At 71.1% G+C, this 17,071-nt stretch carries 15 protein-coding genes; 6 read left to right on the forward strand and 9 right to left on the reverse strand.

Features of this window, described 5'->3' with window-relative positions; all coding sequences use genetic code 11:
• Positions 1–320: 320 nt before the first annotated feature.
• The 6 genes from ACIRDX_RS07470 to ACIRDX_RS07495 form a co-directional block, all read right to left on the reverse strand.
• Positions 321–2,894: an N-acetylmuramidase domain-containing protein gene (locus ACIRDX_RS07470; protein ID WP_396624781.1), complete on the reverse strand. Its 2,574-nt coding sequence runs from the start codon at positions 2,892–2,894 to the stop codon at positions 321–323.
• A gap of 40 nt (positions 2,895–2,934) precedes the next feature.
• The gene (locus tag ACIRDX_RS07475; RefSeq protein ID WP_396624782.1) at positions 2,935–5,253 is read right to left on the reverse strand and encodes a protein kinase; all 2,319 of its coding nucleotides are present in this window, start codon (positions 5,251–5,253) and stop codon (positions 2,935–2,937) included.
• Positions 5,246–5,857: an RNA polymerase sigma factor gene (locus ACIRDX_RS07480; RefSeq protein WP_396624783.1), complete on the reverse strand. Its 612-nt coding sequence runs from the start codon at positions 5,855–5,857 to the stop codon at positions 5,246–5,248. Before ACIRDX_RS07480 ends, ACIRDX_RS07475 begins: the two co-directional genes overlap by 8 nt.
• A gap of 253 nt (positions 5,858–6,110) precedes the next feature.
• A complete protein-coding gene (locus tag ACIRDX_RS07485; RefSeq protein WP_396624784.1) occupies positions 6,111–7,172 on the reverse strand; it encodes a Gfo/Idh/MocA family protein in 1,062 nt (353 codons plus the stop codon).
• A gap of 76 nt (positions 7,173–7,248) precedes the next feature.
• The gene (locus ACIRDX_RS07490; RefSeq protein ID WP_396624785.1) at positions 7,249–7,923 is read right to left on the reverse strand and encodes an SGNH/GDSL hydrolase family protein; all 675 of its coding nucleotides are present in this window, start codon (positions 7,921–7,923) and stop codon (positions 7,249–7,251) included.
• Entirely contained in the window at positions 7,920–8,633 is a 714-nt protein-coding gene (locus ACIRDX_RS07495) for a DUF1080 domain-containing protein (protein WP_396624786.1), read from the reverse strand. Before ACIRDX_RS07495 ends, ACIRDX_RS07490 begins: the two co-directional genes overlap by 4 nt.
• Positions 8,634–8,792: 159 nt before the next feature.
• On the opposite strand from ACIRDX_RS07495, the gene ACIRDX_RS07500 reads away from it, so the two are divergent.
• A complete protein-coding gene (locus tag ACIRDX_RS07500) occupies positions 8,793–9,644 on the forward strand; it encodes a sugar phosphate isomerase/epimerase family protein (protein WP_396624787.1) in 852 nt (283 codons plus the stop codon).
• Between the two features lie 122 nt (positions 9,645–9,766).
• Here ACIRDX_RS07500 and ACIRDX_RS07505 read toward each other — a convergent pair whose 3' ends face one another.
• From ACIRDX_RS07505 to ACIRDX_RS07515, 3 genes are all read right to left on the reverse strand, one after another.
• A complete protein-coding gene (locus tag ACIRDX_RS07505; RefSeq protein WP_396624788.1) occupies positions 9,767–10,918 on the reverse strand; it encodes a hypothetical protein in 1,152 nt (383 codons plus the stop codon).
• Positions 10,919–11,030: 112 nt separating this feature from the next.
• On the reverse strand, positions 11,031–11,951 hold the full coding sequence (locus ACIRDX_RS07510) for a sugar phosphate isomerase/epimerase family protein (RefSeq protein ID WP_396624789.1): 921 nt from the start codon (positions 11,949–11,951) through the stop codon (positions 11,031–11,033).
• A 163-nt stretch (positions 11,952–12,114) separates the two neighbouring features.
• On the reverse strand, positions 12,115–12,552 hold the full coding sequence (locus ACIRDX_RS07515) for a nuclear transport factor 2 family protein (protein WP_396624790.1): 438 nt from the start codon (positions 12,550–12,552) through the stop codon (positions 12,115–12,117).
• 108 nt (positions 12,553–12,660) lie between these two features.
• Between ACIRDX_RS07515 and ACIRDX_RS07520 the strand changes: the two genes are divergently transcribed.
• From ACIRDX_RS07520 to ACIRDX_RS07540, 5 genes are all read left to right on the forward strand, one after another.
• Positions 12,661–13,446, forward strand: a complete 786-nt coding sequence (locus ACIRDX_RS07520) for a hypothetical protein (RefSeq protein WP_396624791.1) — start codon at positions 12,661–12,663, stop codon at positions 13,444–13,446.
• Positions 13,443–14,108, forward strand: coding sequence for a hypothetical protein (locus ACIRDX_RS07525; protein WP_396624792.1), 666 nt, complete (start codon positions 13,443–13,445; stop codon positions 14,106–14,108). The genes ACIRDX_RS07520 and ACIRDX_RS07525 overlap by 4 nt, the downstream gene beginning before the upstream one ends.
• A gap of 52 nt (positions 14,109–14,160) precedes the next feature.
• Positions 14,161–14,796, forward strand: a complete 636-nt coding sequence (locus ACIRDX_RS07530) for a class I SAM-dependent methyltransferase (protein WP_396624793.1) — start codon at positions 14,161–14,163, stop codon at positions 14,794–14,796.
• Between the two features lie 74 nt (positions 14,797–14,870).
• On the forward strand, positions 14,871–15,677 hold the full coding sequence (locus tag ACIRDX_RS07535; RefSeq protein ID WP_396624794.1) for a ThuA domain-containing protein: 807 nt from the start codon (positions 14,871–14,873) through the stop codon (positions 15,675–15,677).
• A gap of 120 nt (positions 15,678–15,797) precedes the next feature.
• Positions 15,798–17,071 (forward strand): GMC family oxidoreductase N-terminal domain-containing protein (locus ACIRDX_RS07540; RefSeq protein ID WP_396624795.1); only part of this gene is annotated, 1,274 nt, incomplete at its 3' end.

The raw sequence follows: 17,071 nt of genomic DNA on the forward strand, positions 1-17,071 counted from the left end.
GATGGGGACGGTCACGCGGCTGTCGACGAAGTCGATCACCTGCGGTCCTCGATGACGCCGGGACGCCTCACGATACGGAGCGATTCCTCACGATTTCCTTACCGCTGATCCAAGGTGCAGTATGGATCCGGCCGAAAACCACACATCGATAGCCCCTCGCCACGTGGAGGCGCCGAGGCCGGTAGAGTCAGGCACCTCGTACGCATGCGCCGAGATTCACCCCCTGGCTGTCGCCAGTGAACGCCGGCGCCGGGAACTCGTTCACCGGAATCGACTGCCCCTGTCTGCCGCTACTCCGTGGCGTCACCGGCTTCGGCAGGTCACGACTGCTTGATGTGCGTGATGATCGCCTGCAGGACCGCAGGATCTTCCGGCAGGCTGCCGTGGGTCGTCGCCACGGTGCCGCGCCGTTCCTCAGACACGGTGCCGCCAGGTGAGGCCAGGCGGGTCGTCCGTCGCCCCCACGCACGCTCGAGCACGGCTCGCGCCAGGTGGGCCTCCAGCCCGACCAGCGGCGTGCCGGGCTCGTCTTCCAGCACGCGCGACACCAGCCACAGCAGCGACCGGCCATAGGGCGCGCACGTCGCATCGCTGCGCTCGGCCGCGTCGGTCAGGTGCGCCACCAGCAGGCGCGCCTCGCACGCCTCGAGCGCGGCCCCCGCCACTGCCGTGAAGGTCTCCACGCCGACCGCCGGCGCGATCAACGACAGGGTGCGCAACGGTAACCGCCGGCGCACGAGTTCCGGCACGGCGTGCGTCGCCACGAGCGCCCCCGCCGAGTGCGCCACGAGGTGGACGCGCGGCGTGGGGAGCGACCGCCGCCGGGCGCGCGCCTGCAGCCGATCGGCCAGCGTCAGGAACGCCGCGTCGGCGCCCGTCGCGATCGCCGTCGCGTGGTCGCGCACCTCACGCCAGAGCGCCCGCCCCGGCTGCCGCAGTCGTCCCTCGATGCGCTCGTCGTGCCAGGCCAGCAGCGCGGAGGGCGACACCGCCCGCCAGGGCATCGGCCTCGCCGGCACATCGTCGGTCGCGACCTTCGCCTCGAGCAGCTTGCGCACGCCGCCGGCCGCGTCGGTCTCCCAGAGCAGGAACACGGGCAGGATCCCGGCCGAGTAGAGCTGCGGAATCCAGTGGAGCGCCCGCCCCACGGCGCCATCCTCGCCCGTCAGCCCGTCGTGCGCGACGATGGCGATGTCCACGGTGTCGGCGCAGCCCCATCGCTCGCAGGCGCGCGGCAGGTGTTCGTCGATCAGCAGGGCGACGTCATCGGCATTGGTGCGGAAGCGACCGCGCGTGCAGAACCGGCCCTCGGCATCCACCGTGAGCACGAACGGCGAGATCTCGTGCGCGGCGAGTTGCCGATTGCTCGAGAGCTGCACGCGGCCCGACGCGGCGTCCACACGCAGCGTGGGCGCCTCGGCCACGACGCGGTGCTCGTCGGTGACCACGCCCAGCTGCGCCACCCAGCAGTCCATGGCGTTCTGCCGCCAGTCCGCATAGGTCAGGATCGCGAAGCCGCCGGCGCCCCAATGATCGCCCCACGAGTTGTGCACGAGGAAGCCGCGCTCGGTGTAGCCGACGATCGCGAACGCGTGGCCGGCATCGGGCAGGCCCTCGCGTGCCTCGATCACCGGGAGGGCGTCCGGCGTGGCGGGCACGGCCGTGGGCGTCGCCCGGTGCAGCGCATCCCACCCGGCGTGCGTCAGCGCGCTCGCGTAGAGCACGCCCGCCTCCGCCAGCGCGCTGTGCATGTCGGGCACCATGTCGGCCTGCACGCGGAAGTACGCGCCGAGCGGCCGCTTCACGGCGTCGAGCCACCAGTCGCCCTCGTCGAGACTCGCGCCCGGCATGACCTGCCCCCGCCAGAGCGACGCGGCGCTCGCGCCGTGGTAGTACCAGCCGCGCAACGCGCCGCGCAGCGACGACCCCTGATCCTGCGTGTCGTTGTCGGCCCACTCGTCGTACCGGCGCGCCATGTCGTAGAGCATGTGCCCCGAGATCGCCTCGACGGGTCGCCCGGCGCGATCGAGGAGGTACTCGACAATCGTGGCCAGTGCGAAGCCGGTGCACGCGCTGCTGCGCCCCTGGTGCGCCACGGGCCGCAGGCGCGCCGGCCACAGCGCCGCGGGCGGCGCCTGGCCGATGCGCGGACGATACGGCCAGTCGCGCAGGTCCAGCGCGTCGGCGCGCACGAGCCGCTGCGACGAGGCCCGCGCCTCCAGCGGCACGGCCGCGACGAGCGGGCGCCCGGGCGGCCGCGTCTCCTCGCCACGACGCCGCAGGCCGCCGAGGCCACGTCGTCCGCGCGCCGTCGGTGCGGCGGCCGCCACCCACGCGTCGTAGGCGCGCGCCAGCTTCACGTCGTACGCGTTGGCGGCGTAGCCCGGGCCGTTGTAGCGCCGCGCGAACGTCGCCCAGTCCTTCGCGCGCAGCGGGTCGAGGTACCAGGCGCGGTCGATGAAGCGCGTGAAGCACTCGAGCTGCGCCTCGACGCCGCTCCACTGTGCCGTGACGAAGGCCTCCACGTCGGCGCATCCGGCCTGCGCGAAGTTGGCGCCCATGATCTGGAAGGCGCCCCAACTGGCCGATTGCAGCGCCGATGCGCGGTCGAGCGCGATGGCCTGCTCGAGGCGCGCCCACTCACCGAGGCCCGTCTTGGCGTAGTGCTTGCGCGTCCAGGTCGGGAAGCTGATCGTCGGGTGCGCCGCGGCGAACCGTCCGCTCGTCAACCTGTGGAAGTAGTGCCCCTCGAAGAGCACCTTCGGCCTCGGCGGGTCGGTGGCGAGGAAACCGGACCCGCCCGACTCCACCTGCGCCACGGCCTGCAGGACGGCCTTCTCCACGTGCAGGGTCTCGGCGAGCGCAATCCAGGTCTGATCGGTGATGGAGGTCACGTCTGTGTCGTGGGCAGTGTGCGATCGGTGAGTCGGGCGCTCAGGCGCTCGCCTCGCGGACAGGCACGGTCGCGGCAGCGTGGCCGGGCGGCGAGGCCAGGGCGTCGGCCAGGGCGCGTGCACGGATGATGCGCTGCGCGCGATCAGGGTGGAGGGCGGCGGCCAGTACCTCGGCAAGCCACGCCGGCGTGGCGGGCACCGAGCGCCGCACGTCGACGGGGCCATGCGTGCGGATGCGCGTCGCGACGTCGCCGGGGCTCCCGCCGCGGAAGGGATGCACACCGGTCAGCAGTTCGACGATGACGAGGGCCAGCGCCCAGACGTCGTCGGACTCGCTGCCGGGCCGTCCCTCGAGGGCATCCGGCGACAGATAGAGCGGCGTGCCGGCCAGGGGCCCCGACCGCGTGCCGTCGGCGATCGCGAGGCCGGCCTGTTCCGCGCCACCGGGTGCCGCCACCTGCCAGCGCGTCAGCCCGAAGTCGAGCAGCTTCGGCACCCCATCGCGGGTGAGCCCGATGTTGCTCGGCTTGATGTCGCCATGGAGCCAGCCGCGCGCATGCAGCGCGGCAAGCGCCTCGGCGAGGCCGTGCGCCAGCGCGACGGCCTCGCCCGGCCGCATCGGCCCGCTGGCGATCCGGGTGGCCAGGGTGCCGCCGGCGAGATACTCCACGACGAGGACGGGCGTGCCGCGCCACGTCTCGAGGCCGTGCACCGATGCCACCGACGGGTGCTCGAGAGCCGCCATCGCGCGGGCCTCGGCCTGCAGCGCCAGGGCCGCCGACGGCAACGCCGGCAGTGTCTTGAGCGCCACCAGCCGATCGAGCCGCGTGTCGTGCGCGCGATAAACCACGCCCATCCCGCCGCGGCCGATCCGTCGCTCGAGGACGAAGGCGCCATTGAGCACGGCCGGCAGGGCCGCAAGGATCGTGGCGCCGCCACACGCGCATCGCGCGGCCTCGGGGGACAGTCGCCCGCACGCCTCGCACTCGTACGGCACTTCCTCCTCGTCACCGGCCGCCACGGTGGTCGTCCCGTTCGCGCGCACCAGCGCCGACATGGCGACGCCGGCGATGCCCGCGGCCGCGGACACGAACGCGAGGTCGCGCCGCGAACAGGCGCGACCGTCCTCGGCCAGGCCCACCACGAGGCCGCCGAGCGTCTGGCCGTCGGGCGCTGCCAGGCGGGCGACCACACCGGCACGCACGTCGGCGACCCAGCGGCGGTCCGCGTCCGGCAGCCATCCGAAGGTGCGGGACGCGGCATCCACGCGCAGGGCGCTGTCGGCGCCGTCCAGCAGCGCGGCCACGGCAGAGCCTGACGGCACGGTGATGCCTTCCCCGCCCACAGCCGTCCAGGCCTCCTCGCCGGGGATGACGATCACGGCCCGCGACGCGCCGGTCGCCTCCACGATCTGCGCAGTCAGCAGCGCGGCCAGCTCCCGCAGCGTCCGCGCGCGATGCACGCCGGCCGTAAGGGCGGCAAGGCGCGTGGTGTGTGTGCCCCGCCACGCGGCCCACGCGTCGCTCGCCGTCACTTTGGCGATGGCCGACCACCGAGCCACGCGCGGTGTCGCCTCGACGCCCGATGCCGGCGGCCCGCCACGCCCCCACCGCCAGAGGAGCGCCAGCCCCACACTCGCCCACACCGCGGCGACAAATGGCAGCGCCAGCGGCAGCCAGCGGCTCACCACCGCGGGCGCCAGCACGAGCGTGCAGCCACACGCCGCCCACGCCAGCCACCGGCCGAAGGTGTCGCGCCGCGTGAACCGCGGCCGCGACACGCGCGCCAGCACCACCAGCATCAGCATCAGCGGCAGGGCGGCCTCCACGCAGGCGATGCGGAGCGGCGCCGTGAGCCACGCCCACGGCGCAGACAGCGCGGCGAGGGTCTCGAGGGCACCGCGGCCAGCCCAGGCCGCGAGCAGGATCAGGAGGTCGGCGGCACCGGGCATGCGCGCGCGCCTGACGCGCCACGCGAGGCCCGCGGCAAGGGCGAGCAGCAGCGGCAGCGCCGTGCGCCACCCGAGCCCCTCACCCTGCCACGCGAGCCACAGGGCCGCCGTGATCCCTGTGGCCGCCTGCACGGTCGCGAGCGCGCCTGTGGCCACGACGACCCACGACGGCAACACGGTGGGTGGCGCCATCGGGTCGCTCGCGTCGAACCCGGCCAGGCGCGACAGGTCGCGCAACTGGCGCGTCATCGAACGCTCCAGCGGCGTACGGCCACGCTCCTCGGCGTCGTCCCAGGCGATGGCCTGGCCTTCGACCACGGCCTGCACCGCTTCGCGCAGGATGGGGACGGCGTCGCCCGCCCGTCGCGTCCGCCCCGCCGTCGGCAGGGCGGAAGCGCCCTCAGGCACGGGCCATCTCCAGCGCGAGCCGCTCGAGGGCGCGCCGGAGGGCAACCCGCGCCGTGTCGACGCGCGGGCGATTGGTCATCAGGGCGAGCTGCTCGAGCGAGTAGCCGAGTTCGACACGGGCCACCACGAGCCGACGGTCGGCAGGACGCAGGCGTGCGAGCGCCTGCCGGTACCGCGACTCGGTCTGCTGGGCCACGGCCTCCTCGAGCGGCGAGGGTCGGCTGTCGGCATGCGCCTCGTCGAGCGTGGAGGCCAGGCCACGGCGGGCGATGCGACGAAACTCGTCGTGAATGCGATTGTCGACGGACCGGCGCAGGTACGCCTGCAGCGCCTGATGCCCCTGCGGCTCGAACTCCCCGAGCCTGCGCAGGGTGTGGACGAGCGCTTCCTGCACGAGGTCGGCCGTGTCGGCGACGGTGCGCGCCCAGCGCGGCAGGCGCCCGCGCGCCCACCGGCGCAGCGGACCGACGTGCTGCGCGAAGAGCAGGTGGAGCGCCGAGCCGTCGCCATCCTGCGCGCGACGCATGAGGTGGCGGAAGGCCTGCCTCGTGCTCGGCGGCGGGAGCGGCACGGCTCCAGCCTGCATGTGGTCAATCGTACTCACGATCGACCTCCCGTACGCGTGGGCATGACCAACGCGCGACGCGACAGGCTTCGCTCCACCAGGGACTCCCTGCCACGCTCCGCGTCGTGCGGACCTGATTCCTCACGGCTGTGCGGGCTCATGGACCCCGGGACAGCTGGACGTGGCTCGTGTCCTATCAAACGACGGTCCCACGCCGGACCGAACGCGGCGCAGCCGCAGGCGCACGGCAGGCCCGGCCGTTCACCGCCGGACCTCGCGATGCGGACCCACCTCAGGAAGCGCTTGGAGCGTCCAGCCGCACGGGCCGCCCCTCGCGCGCCGAGGCGTAGGCCGCCATCGCCACGGCGAACGACTCGCGCGCGTCCCTGATGGTCGCCGCCGGAGTCGTCCCCTGCTCGAGGCACGTAATCAGGTGATGCAGCGGCATGGGCGTCGCCGGGCCGAAGGCTTCCTCGCTGGAGCGCTCGAAGACCCAGTCCTCCGCCCCAGCCGTGAGCGCGGCCCCTCCGGGCGATCGGAACCACTGCTCCATCAGTTCGCCCTTCGTGCCCACCAGTTCGAGCCGCACGACGCTGTTGCGCTTCGGCGACGGCCCCGTGACGCGCGGCGCGTTGATCGTCCACGATGCCTCGAGCGTCGCCGTGACGCCGTTGGCGAACGTGAACACGGCAAAGCCCCAGTCCTCCACCGGCAGGTCCCGATGGACGATGTTGCGCATGCGCGCGTCGACCTCGACCACCTCGCTGCCGGCCAGCCAGCGGAACAGGTCGATCCAGTAGATCCCCTCGTCGATGAAGGCGCCACCGGGGACCTGCGCGGGATCGACGAACCACCCCGGCGTGCCCGACATGTACCAGTCCTCTGCGATGGCCCAGCGGCCCGTCTGGTGCATCACGGCCAGTTCGCCGATCTCGCCGGCGTCCACCCGCGCCTTGAGGGCCTGATGCCGCAGCCGCATCAGGCCCTGGAACGGCACGCAGGTGACGCCGCTCTCCTCCACCACGCGCACCATCTCGTCGGCCTGCGCCACGGTCATCGCCATGGGCTTGCCCATCACGATGTGCTTGCCCGCGCTGGCCGCCCGCGTCGTCAACTCCGGGATGTCGCGCACCGGCGCGGCGATGTGGACGATGTCGATGTCGTCGCGAGAGAGGATGTCGGCGTAGTCGGCGACGGCCTCGATGCGGAAGGTGTCGCAGTAGGCCGAGAGCCGGCGCGGGTCCGGGTCGGAGGCGGCCACGAGCGTGGCGTGCGGGTACTCGGGCAGTGCCCGCGCGAGCCCGTAGGCGGAGTACCAGTGACCGAGACCGAGGACCGCGACGCGATGAGGCATGGGCTACAGCCTACAGGCTACAGGCGACCTGCGGTGACAGGCCGCCTGTCGGCCGTGGCCAGTAGCCAGTCGTCGCCTACTCGAGAAACGGCGCGACCAGCGTGTTCCAGACCGCGTAGCCCTTCGCGGAGAGGTGCAGGCCGTCCTCGACGAAGAGGTCGGCGCGCGGCTTGCCGTCCCAGCCGAGCATCGGGCCGTCGACGTCGACGAAGCCGAGGCGATCGTCGCGGTCGCACTCGGCGCGCACCAGTCGGTTGGCCTCGCGCACCTTCGCGATGAGCGCCCAGCGCGCGAGGCTCGGCTTGATGCCGATGAAGGCGATGCGCGTGCGCGGCAGCACGGCGTGCACCTTGGTGACGAAGGCGTGGAAGTCGGCCTGCACCTGCTGGGGCGTGCGGCCCGCCGACAGGTCGTTGTCGCCGGCGTAGACGATCACCGTGGACGGCTTGTGCCGCAGCACCAGGCGCTCGATGTGGCGCACCGAATCGGCGATCTGCGTGCCGCCGAAACCACGGTTGAGGATCGGCCGCCCCGGGAACGCCGTGGCGAGGTCCCACAGCCGGATGCTCGAGCTGCCCACGAAGACGATGCCGCCCTCGGGGAAGGGCCGGGCGGCGTCCTGTGCCGCGAAGGCGTCGACGTCCTTGGCCCAGCGGTCCTCCACGACGGCCATCTGCGCCCGCGCGGGCAGGCCCACCGACACGATGATGCCGGCCAGGACGCACGCGCGGAGCAGCCGGCGACGCGTCACTTCCCGCGCTCCGGCGCGATCATGTCGGGCGTCGTCACGCCGCCTGGCAGCTCCATGATCCAGGCGTTGCGCCACTGGATCGGCGCGCCCTCGGACTCCATGCACAGGTAGCCCTTTCGACGCGACGAGTTGCGGATCCCGTTGACGAACTTGCCGTTGACCGAGAGCTTCGCCACACCGTCCACCGCGACGAGATCGTAGGTGTTCCAGTTCTCCCGGGGGAGCGCCCGCTTCTCGATGGACTTGCTGCGCGGCCCGCGCGGGTTGTCGGGGATGATCTGCACGCCGCCGACGCCGAACAGCTCGCCGTGCACGTAGTCGTCGGTGGGCATCACGCCGTCCTTCACGTGCAGCTTCGGCCAGTCGACCTCCAGCATCTGCACCTCGAGCCCGTCGGGCAGGCGGCCCTTGGGATCGGGGTTGGCAGCGCTCCAGATGAAGACGCCGGAGTTGCCGCCGGCCTCGTGGTGCATCCACTCGATGTGCAGCACGAAGTTCTCGTACATCTTGTTGCTGCACATCACGCCGAGCGGCTTGCCGGTGGTCATCAGCATGCCGTCCTTCACGAACCAGGTGTCGGGATCGGTGTTGATGTTGGTCCAGCCGGTCAGGTCCTTGCCGTTGAACAGGGGCGTCCATTCGGGTCGGGGCTGGGCAGCGAGCGTGGCCGGCAGCAGCAGGCAGGCGGCGAGGGCGAGGAGAGGGCGCATGGGGAGGAACTATAGAATGCCGCGATGCCGAATGCAGAATGCCGCACGGCCGGGAACCGGGTACCGGGTACCGGGTGCCGGGTTCGGCGCAGCATCGATGAGAGGGTTCCCATGCCGAGTCGACGATCGTTTCTCGCCACCACCGCGGCTGCTGCAGTCATGCCGGCCCTCTCTGCCGTCCCCGCCGGTGCGTCGGTGGTGCCCGGCTTCCCGGCTCGCATCAAGACGAGCTGCAACCTGTACTCGTTCAACGGCCCGCTCACCAGCGGCGCGATGTCGCTCGAGCAGGTCCTCGAGTTCTGCGCCGAGATCGGCTTCGACGCGGTGGACCCGACGGGCTATTACTTCAAGGGCTATCCGGCGGTGCCAGACGACGCGTTGATCTACCGGATCAAGCACCTGGCCTTCAGCCTCGGGCTGGGGATCAGCGGCACGGGCGTGCGCAACGACTTCGCCGTGCCCGACGCGGGCAAGCGCGACGCCGACGTGGCGCACGTGACGCGCTGGGTGGACGTGGCTGCGAAGCTGGGCGCGCCCGTGCTGCGCGTGTTCGACGGCAAGGTGATGCCGGCCGGCGTGCCGAAGGCAACGGTGCTGGACTGGATCGTCAACGGGATCCAGCGCTGCGTCACGGCGGCCGAGGCGCACGGCGTGATGATCGTGCTGCAGAACCACAACGACGCCCTGAAGGTCGCCGCCGACTACCTGGAGATCCGTACCCGCATCCCGTCGCGGTGGTTCGGGCTCAACGTCGACATCGGCAGCCTGCGCACGACCAGCGACCCCTACGCCGAGATCGCCATGCTCGCGCCCTACGCCTACACGTGGCAGGTCAAGGAACTGGTCTACCGCAACGACAAGGAGGAACGCGTCGACCTGAAGCAGATCGCACGCATCCTCAAGGAGGCCCGCTACCGCGGCTACGTGCCCATCGAGACGCTGGGGCCGGGAGATCCGAAGGAGAAGGTGCGGCGGTACCTGGACGAGTTCCGCACGGCGCTGGCAATTTGAAATTCGACATCTGAAATTCTCGCGCGAGGGCCTTCGGCCTCTCGCCTTGCGTTGCCGTGGGCGCGGCGAAGCCCGCAGGGCAAGCCGCCGAGAATTTCGAATGTCACATGTCGAATGGCCACCTACGGGGCGGCATAGCGGCGAATCAGCGCCCGATACTCTGCGTCGCCCTCGCCCGCGGCCCGCGCATCCGCCGCCGTCGCCCGCAGGATGCGACGCGCCCGGGCTCGCTCGGCAGACGCGACCGGCGCATCCGCCTCCGTCTTGAGCGCGGACAGCCGTGTCTCCAGGGCCTTCAAGGCCGCGGCGCGCATCGACGCGTCCCCGACGTCGGTCCGCAGGCGGCCGATGTCCTCCATCATCCGTCGTTCACGCTCGTCGCCCTCGCGCTCATCGTCGAGCGCGCGCTTGACCGCCGGCTGACGAGCCAGGGCCGAGGCCCGCGCCTCCACCGCCTTGATGTCGTGCAGGTCCTTGAAGTCGACGGCCATCCCACGCAGCAGGTGAACGGCACGCGCGGTCTCGCCCGCCTCTGCTGCGGCGCGCTCGGCGTCGGCCCATGCCGCGCCGATGCGCGAGGCGTCGCGTGGAAGTCGGCCCGAGGCCATCGCCTGCAGGTCGAGCCAGTCCAGGGCCTGCATCGCCACGTCGGGCGGCGGCAGCACATGGCCCCCCTCGAAGACGGCCAGGCGGTGGGAAGTCTTCAGCGCGCGATCGAGCAGGCGCATCTCGACGTGGTTGAAGTCTTCGGTGCCGGCCGTGCCGAAGATCGGGAACGACACCGAGCTCCGCGGCGTCGAGTCGGGAAACCCGGCGCTCGACGCGATCACGCCGGCGATCTGCGCGTTGGCGAGGGCAATCTGCAGGGCGAGGCGCGCACCACCCGAGTGGCCGGTCAGGTACACGCGGCGCGCATCGGCGGGCAGGCGCTGGCCGATGTCCTGCAGCATCGTGCGGGCGGCCTGCCAAGAGGCCTCGAACGGCCCGTTCCGCGACACGTTCGAGCCCGCGACGATGAAGCCGTGGCGCTCGGCGGCCTCGCGGTACGCATCGACGATGGCGCGACCGCGCGCGCCGGGATGGAAGCCGATGAGAATCGGCCAGATCCGCTCGGGCGTGTAGCTGGTCGGCAGGTAGAGCGCGTAGGTCTGTGCCGGATCGGCGAGCGTCGCGACGCGCTCGATGACCTGCCCGGCCGGCAGGGGCTGCGCGGTGGCTGCGGTGCCCCAGAGCAGGAAGACGCAGACCAGCGGCGGCAATTTGAAATTGGACATTCGAAATTGGCCGGCGGCCGGCCTGTCGGCCTTGCCGCGCGCGATATGCCGAGGGGCGGCGGCGAGGCCGCGCCCCACGAGAATTTCAAATCTCAAATTTCGAATTGCCAACTTACCCGAAGTACGGCTCCAGCACGTTGCGCGACACGCGGAGCGCGCTCTTGCGGCCTTCGAGCGTATTGCCGAACGTCGCGTCCTCGACCTCGATGCACACCGGACCGCGGTACGTGGTCTCCATCAGCGCGCCCATGAAGCGGGCCCAGTCGATCTCGCCGTAGCCCGGCAGGCGCGGCTGGTGCCACTCGAGCGGGTGCGCGAAGATGCCGACCTGGTCGATGCGGTCACGCCGGATCCGGATGTCCTTCGCGTGCACGTGGAACAGGCGGTCCTGGAACTCCTTGAGGGGGCTGCACGGGTCCATGTGCTGCAGCGCGAAGTGTGACGGGTCGTAGTTGAGGCCGAGGTTGTCGGCGCCGAGGTCCTCGAACGCACGACGCCAGATCACGGGCGTCGTGAAGAGGTTCTTGCCGCCCGGCCACTCGTCCTTCGTGAACGACATCGGGCAGTTCTCGATGCCGATCCGGACGCCGTGGTCGGCCGCCAGCGCCAGCAGCGGGCGCCACACATCGAGGAAGCGCGGCCAGTTGTCGTCGACGCTGCGGGTCCAGTCGCGTCCGACGAACGTGTTGACGGTCTTGAGGCCCAGCAGCGGCGCGGCGACGATCACGCGCTCGAGCTGCGCGCGCGCCACGTCGGCCACCGCCTGATCAGGGTCGAGCAGGTTCGGGTAGTAGCCGAGCGCCGAAATCGACACGCCGTGCCGCGCGCACAACGCCAGCACATCGTCGGCCTGCGCCTGCGTGAAGTCGGTGACGTCGACGTGCGTCACGCCGGCGTACTTGCGCTCGGCCTTGCCGACCGGCCAGCACATCACCTCGACGCACGCGAACCGCTCGGCGGCCGCGAACGCGAGCACCTCGTCGAGGGAGAGTTCCGGAAGGATGGCGGAGACGAATCCGAGTTGGAGGGGCATGGGAACGAAGCGGGAATCGGGAATCGGGGAACGGGTAGCCGGAAGCGGTCCGCGGGAAGGGCTGCAGCCTGCAGGCGACAGGCCACCTGAGGTCAGGCCGACGACAGGCCGCCTGTGGCCCGCAGCCCGTGGCCAACGATCGTCAAGCGTTCGGCGTTAAGCGTTAAGGAATCTTCGTACTCTGCCAGCTCACCATCTGCCAGCGCCCGTCGCGCAGCACCCACACGTTGGTGTAGCGCAGCTGGTTGTCGAGCTTCTCGCCGCGGGCAGTCACGCGAAATCGTCCGGCCCCGGTGATGACGGCAGTGTTGCCGTAGACGCGCACCTGCACGTCGCGCGGCTCGATCGACTCGTACTTGACCGTGCCGCTGCGCATGCTCTCGATGAAGCTGGCCTTGCCGTCAACGGCCGCACTCGAGTGTGTGTAGATGAGGTCGTCAGCCAGCAGTTGGCCGAGTGCCGCGAAGTCGTTGCTGGTCTGCGCCGTGAACCGCGCCAGGTCGGCGGCCTTCGCGGCGTCGGCCGCCGCCGTCGTTTGTGCGTCCACCACGCTGCCCACCAGGAAAAGGGCGACCATCGTCGCCGCGAGCGTCTTGAGCATGGGCACATGGTAGGGGAAAGTGCCGGGAATCGGGAGTCGGGAGTCGGGAAGCGGGACGGCAGTCGGCAGTCGGACGCGGTCAGCCGGGGAAGACATAGAATCACGCGCATGTTCAATCGAGGGTCGCGGGCGACGCCCGAGACCCGTGGAGCCGAGGCGGCCGCGGAGTATCGCGCGAGTCACGACGGTCCGCGCGAGGGTGCGTTGCCGCCGCGCCGGCCGACGCACGTGCTCCAGGTCGAGGATCTGCTGCTCGGCGGCTGGGTGTTCGGCGTCGAGGAACTCGTGCGTCGCTGGGCCGGCGACCCCTTCCAGTTGCTCCAGAGCCTGTCGTCCGGCGACGCGGGGCCGGGGTGGCTGGCGTTCCTGCGAGCCCTCACGCCGACAGGCTGGCTGTTCCTCGGGCTGTTCCTGTTCGTGCTCCTGACGCGCGGCCCCGAGGACACCGACCGTGACGTCGCACTGGGCCGCCGGTGGCCGATGCTCGGCCTCGCACTGCCGGTCCTGTCGATCTACGCGCTGGTCGCGTCGGGCGTCCAGCAGGCCGTGTTCGGGAGTCCCGACCTGAAGCCCGACCAGGAGCCGCCCTGGCCCGGACCGTACGTGCCCGGCGTCGTGCGACGGACGGCCGCGATCCCGGTGGCGCTGCTCGGCGACGCGTTGTTCCGCTCGGAGCTCGCCATGACCAATCTCGGGGCAGCCGCCGCGCCCATCGACGGCGCCGCGCTGCTCCCGACGCTGCTGATGGCCGGGCTGTCGGCGCTCCCCTTCATGCTGTTCGTGGCCGGTCCCCGGATCGCCGCCGGTGGGCCGCTGGCGTGGCGGCCATGGATCCTTCGCTTCGTGTTCTTCTACCTGTCCTCGTGGGCCGGACAGTACTGGATGACAGCATGACCGCGCCCGCAACGACACCGCCAGCCGGCGCGCGGCCGCGGACCGGGCGCCTGCTCGAAGTCGAGGACCTCCTGTTGGCCGGGTGGGTGACCCTGGCGGACTACCTCGCGCGGCGCTCGATCTGGTCACCCGATCGGCTGCTCGAGGAACCGGGCGGCCGGTTCCCCATCGCCATCTGGATCATCTTCGTCCTCTGCGTGTTCCTGCTCTTCACGCGCGGCCCCGAAGACACCGACCGCGAAGTGGCGCTGCGACGACGGATCTGGATGGTGGGCCCCCTGGTGTCGATCCTCGGGCTGTATGCCATGGCTGCCGGCGAACTCGCGGGCGCCTGGCTCAAGTGGCGACCGAAGACGGCCAGCGGCGAGCCGGCGTGGCCGGGACCGGCAGTGAGCCGGTTCTGGCGTCGCACCGCGGCGGTGCCGGTGATGATCCTGGGCGACACGCTGTTCCGCTCGGAGTTCACCAAGGCCGACATCCTGCACCCGCTCGAGTATTCGGGCGGCCCCTTCCTGCTCGTCCTCGGGATCCTCGCGCCCTACGTGCTGTTCGTCGTCGGCCCGCGCATCGTGGCGGGTGGGGCGCTGGCGTGGCAACCCTGGGCAGTGCGCCTCGTGTTCCTCGTCGTGGCCGAGTGGGTCGCCGCGCCGGCACGTGCCTGACCCGCGAGGCTTCGGTCGAGCGCGCCTGCGGGTTCGGCGGTAGTCTGTGACCGTGGACGACGTCAACCTCTGGACCGAAGCGGCACACGCCGAGCGCTACCTGCAGATCGCCTATCGCATCCCCCGACGCGAGGAAGGCGAGGCCTCGCTCCTCGAGTGCGTCCCGACACGGACGCGGCGGATCCTCGACCTCGGCAGCGGAGAGGGACGCCTGATCGGCCTGTTGCTCGACCACCTGCCGGAGGCCACCGGCATTGCCGTCGACTTCTCCGACACGATGCTCGATCGCCTGCACGCCCGCTTCGGGAACGACCCGCGCGTGACCGTGGTGCGCCACGACCTGGACGCGCCCCTCCCCGACCTCGGCGCCTTCGACGCCATCGTCTCCAGCTTCGCGATTCACCACCTGGTCGACGACCGCAAGCGCGCCCTGTACCGCGAGATCCACGACCGGCTGCTGCCCGGAGGCGTGTTCCTCAACCTCGAGCACGTGGCGTCGGCCACACCCGCCCTGCACCAGTGGTTCCTGGGCGCCCTCGGCGTGGCGCCCGAGGATGACGACCCGTCCAACAAGCTGACGCCCGTCGAGACCCAGTTGCAGTGGCTGCGCGCGATCGGCTTCGTCGAAGTCGACTGCCACTGGAAATGGCGTGAACTCGCCCTGCTCGCCGCCGTGAAGGCACCCTGAGGACGGCACGCGACCGCATGGCATAATCCGCCCGCCCCGTCGGGTGCGCGCCCTCTCGTCCGCAGGAGCCACACATGCCTCGTCACGTCGCCATCGGCACCGTCCTCATCGCACTGCTGGCCGTGTCGAGGGCATGGCAGGGCACGCCCGAGGCCGCACAGGCGCCCAAACCCATCCGCGCCCTCTACGTCACGGGCGGCGGCTTCCACGAGTTCGTGAAGCAGGAGGCGATTGTCCCTCCGGCCGTGGCCAGAACGGCCAACGTCACCTGGACCATCGACCACACGGCCGGGACCTCGACCGAGGTGCTGATCGACCGCCACAAGGACACGGCGTGGACGAAGGACGTCGACGTCGTCCTGTACAACATGTCCTTCTCGCACGTGGTCGACGTGCCCTGGATCGAGCGGCTCGCTGCGGCGCATCGCGACAGCGGGGTTGGTGCCGTCATCCTGCACGGCGCCGTGCACAGCTATCGGCGATCGACCACACGCGCCTGGGGCGAAATGATGGGCGCGTTCAGCATGCGCCACGACGCGCAGCGCCCCCTCACGGTCGAGACTGTCGCCAAGGGGCACCCCATCATGCGGGGCGTGCCGGAGACGTGGGTGACCACCCCTGAAGAGCTGTACGAACTCGAACGCACGTGGCCGGGGATGACGCCGCTGGCCCAGGCCTACAGCGTCGAGTCGAAGAAGACCTACCCCCTTGTCTGGACGAACACCCATGGGCGCGCGAAGGTGTTCGTGACCTCACTGGGCCACAACACGGCGATGGTGGCCGATCCGGTGTACCTCGCCATGGTCACGCGCGGGCTGCTGTGGACCGTGGGCCGCCTGGGCGAGGACGGGGCGCCGATGGCTGGCTACGCAGCACGCTGACAATCGGCACTGCCACGCCGAGACGGCCCCCGGCCCTACCTGCGTGACGTGAGGTGGCGCCCGGCGAGAACTGCCTGCCCGGTGCGATAGACTGCCGCGCACATCTTCAGGCGAGGAACCATGGCGCAGGCGTACGACGTGATCGTGGTGGGCTCCGGCGCTGGCGGCGCCACCGCCGCGCTGGTGCTGGTCAATGCCGGGGCGCGCGTGCTGCTGCTCGAAGCAGGCCGCATGCTCACGCCGGGCACCGACTTCCTGTCCCACGAGATGCCGTGGGACCTGAAGTTCCGCGGTGAGGGGCCGCCCGGCAAGTACGACGGGCTCTGGAAGATCAACGAGTACACCGCGCACCTCTACACCAACCCGCGCGAAGACACCTACGACTCACTCGATCGCTTCCACTGGACGCGGCTGCGCGCAGTGGGCGGCCGCACGAACACGTGGGGCCGTTCGTGCTTTCGCCACGGGCCGCTCGACTTCAAGCCGGCATCGCGCCAGGGCTACGGCGACGACTGGCCCCTCGACTACGACGAACTCGCGCCGTACTACGACAAGGTGGAGCGCCTGGTCGGCATCGCCGGCCAGGCCGACCGTTACCCGAACATGCCGGATGGCATCTACGCGGGTCCACCTCATCCCTGGCGCTGCACCGAGCGCGACCTCAAGGCCGCCTGCGATCGCATCGGCGTGCCCGTGCTGTCCGAGCGCACGGCCGCCCTCAGCGCGCCGCACGACGGCCGCCCCAAGTGCCACTACTGCTCCGGGTGCGGCAGGGGCTGCCCGGTGGGCGCCCGCTTCAGCACGCTCGACGCCATCATCCCCAAGCTCCAGGGACGACCGAATTTCACGCTCCGCACGCACGCCGTCGCTCGTGAGGTGCTGGTGGACGACCGCGGACACGCCCGGGGCGTCTCCTTCATCGACGCCCGGACCCGGAAGGACGAGGAGGTGTACGCCAGGGCCGTCGTCCTCGCGGCGAGCACGGTGGAGACGGGCCGACTGCTGCTCAACTCGCGCTCGCGCCAGCATCCGCAGGGGCTGGCCAACTCGAGCGGCCGGGTGGGACACCACCTGATGGACACGATCAAGAGCGGGCCGATGGTGGGCATCCTGCCGTCCTGGCGGAATCGCCCGCGCGTCAACGACGATGGCGCGGGCGGCAGTCACGCGACGATTCCCCGCTTCAATTACGACCGGAGCAACGGCTACCACGGCGGCTACTTCATCCTCATCGGCACCGGCTTCGGCCGGAGCGCCACCGCCACGAGCGGCATTCCCGGCTACGGCGCCTCGCTCAAGGAGGAGATCCACAGCCGGTTCGGCAGCACGCTCTCGCTGCGCGGCTACGGCGAAAGCCTCTCGCGCTACGACAACCGGTTCGAGATCGACCCCGA

It is taken from the genome of Luteitalea sp. (genome assembly GCF_044337415.1).
In the GTDB taxonomy this organism is placed as follows: Bacteria; Acidobacteriota; Vicinamibacteria; order Vicinamibacterales; family Vicinamibacteraceae; genus Luteitalea.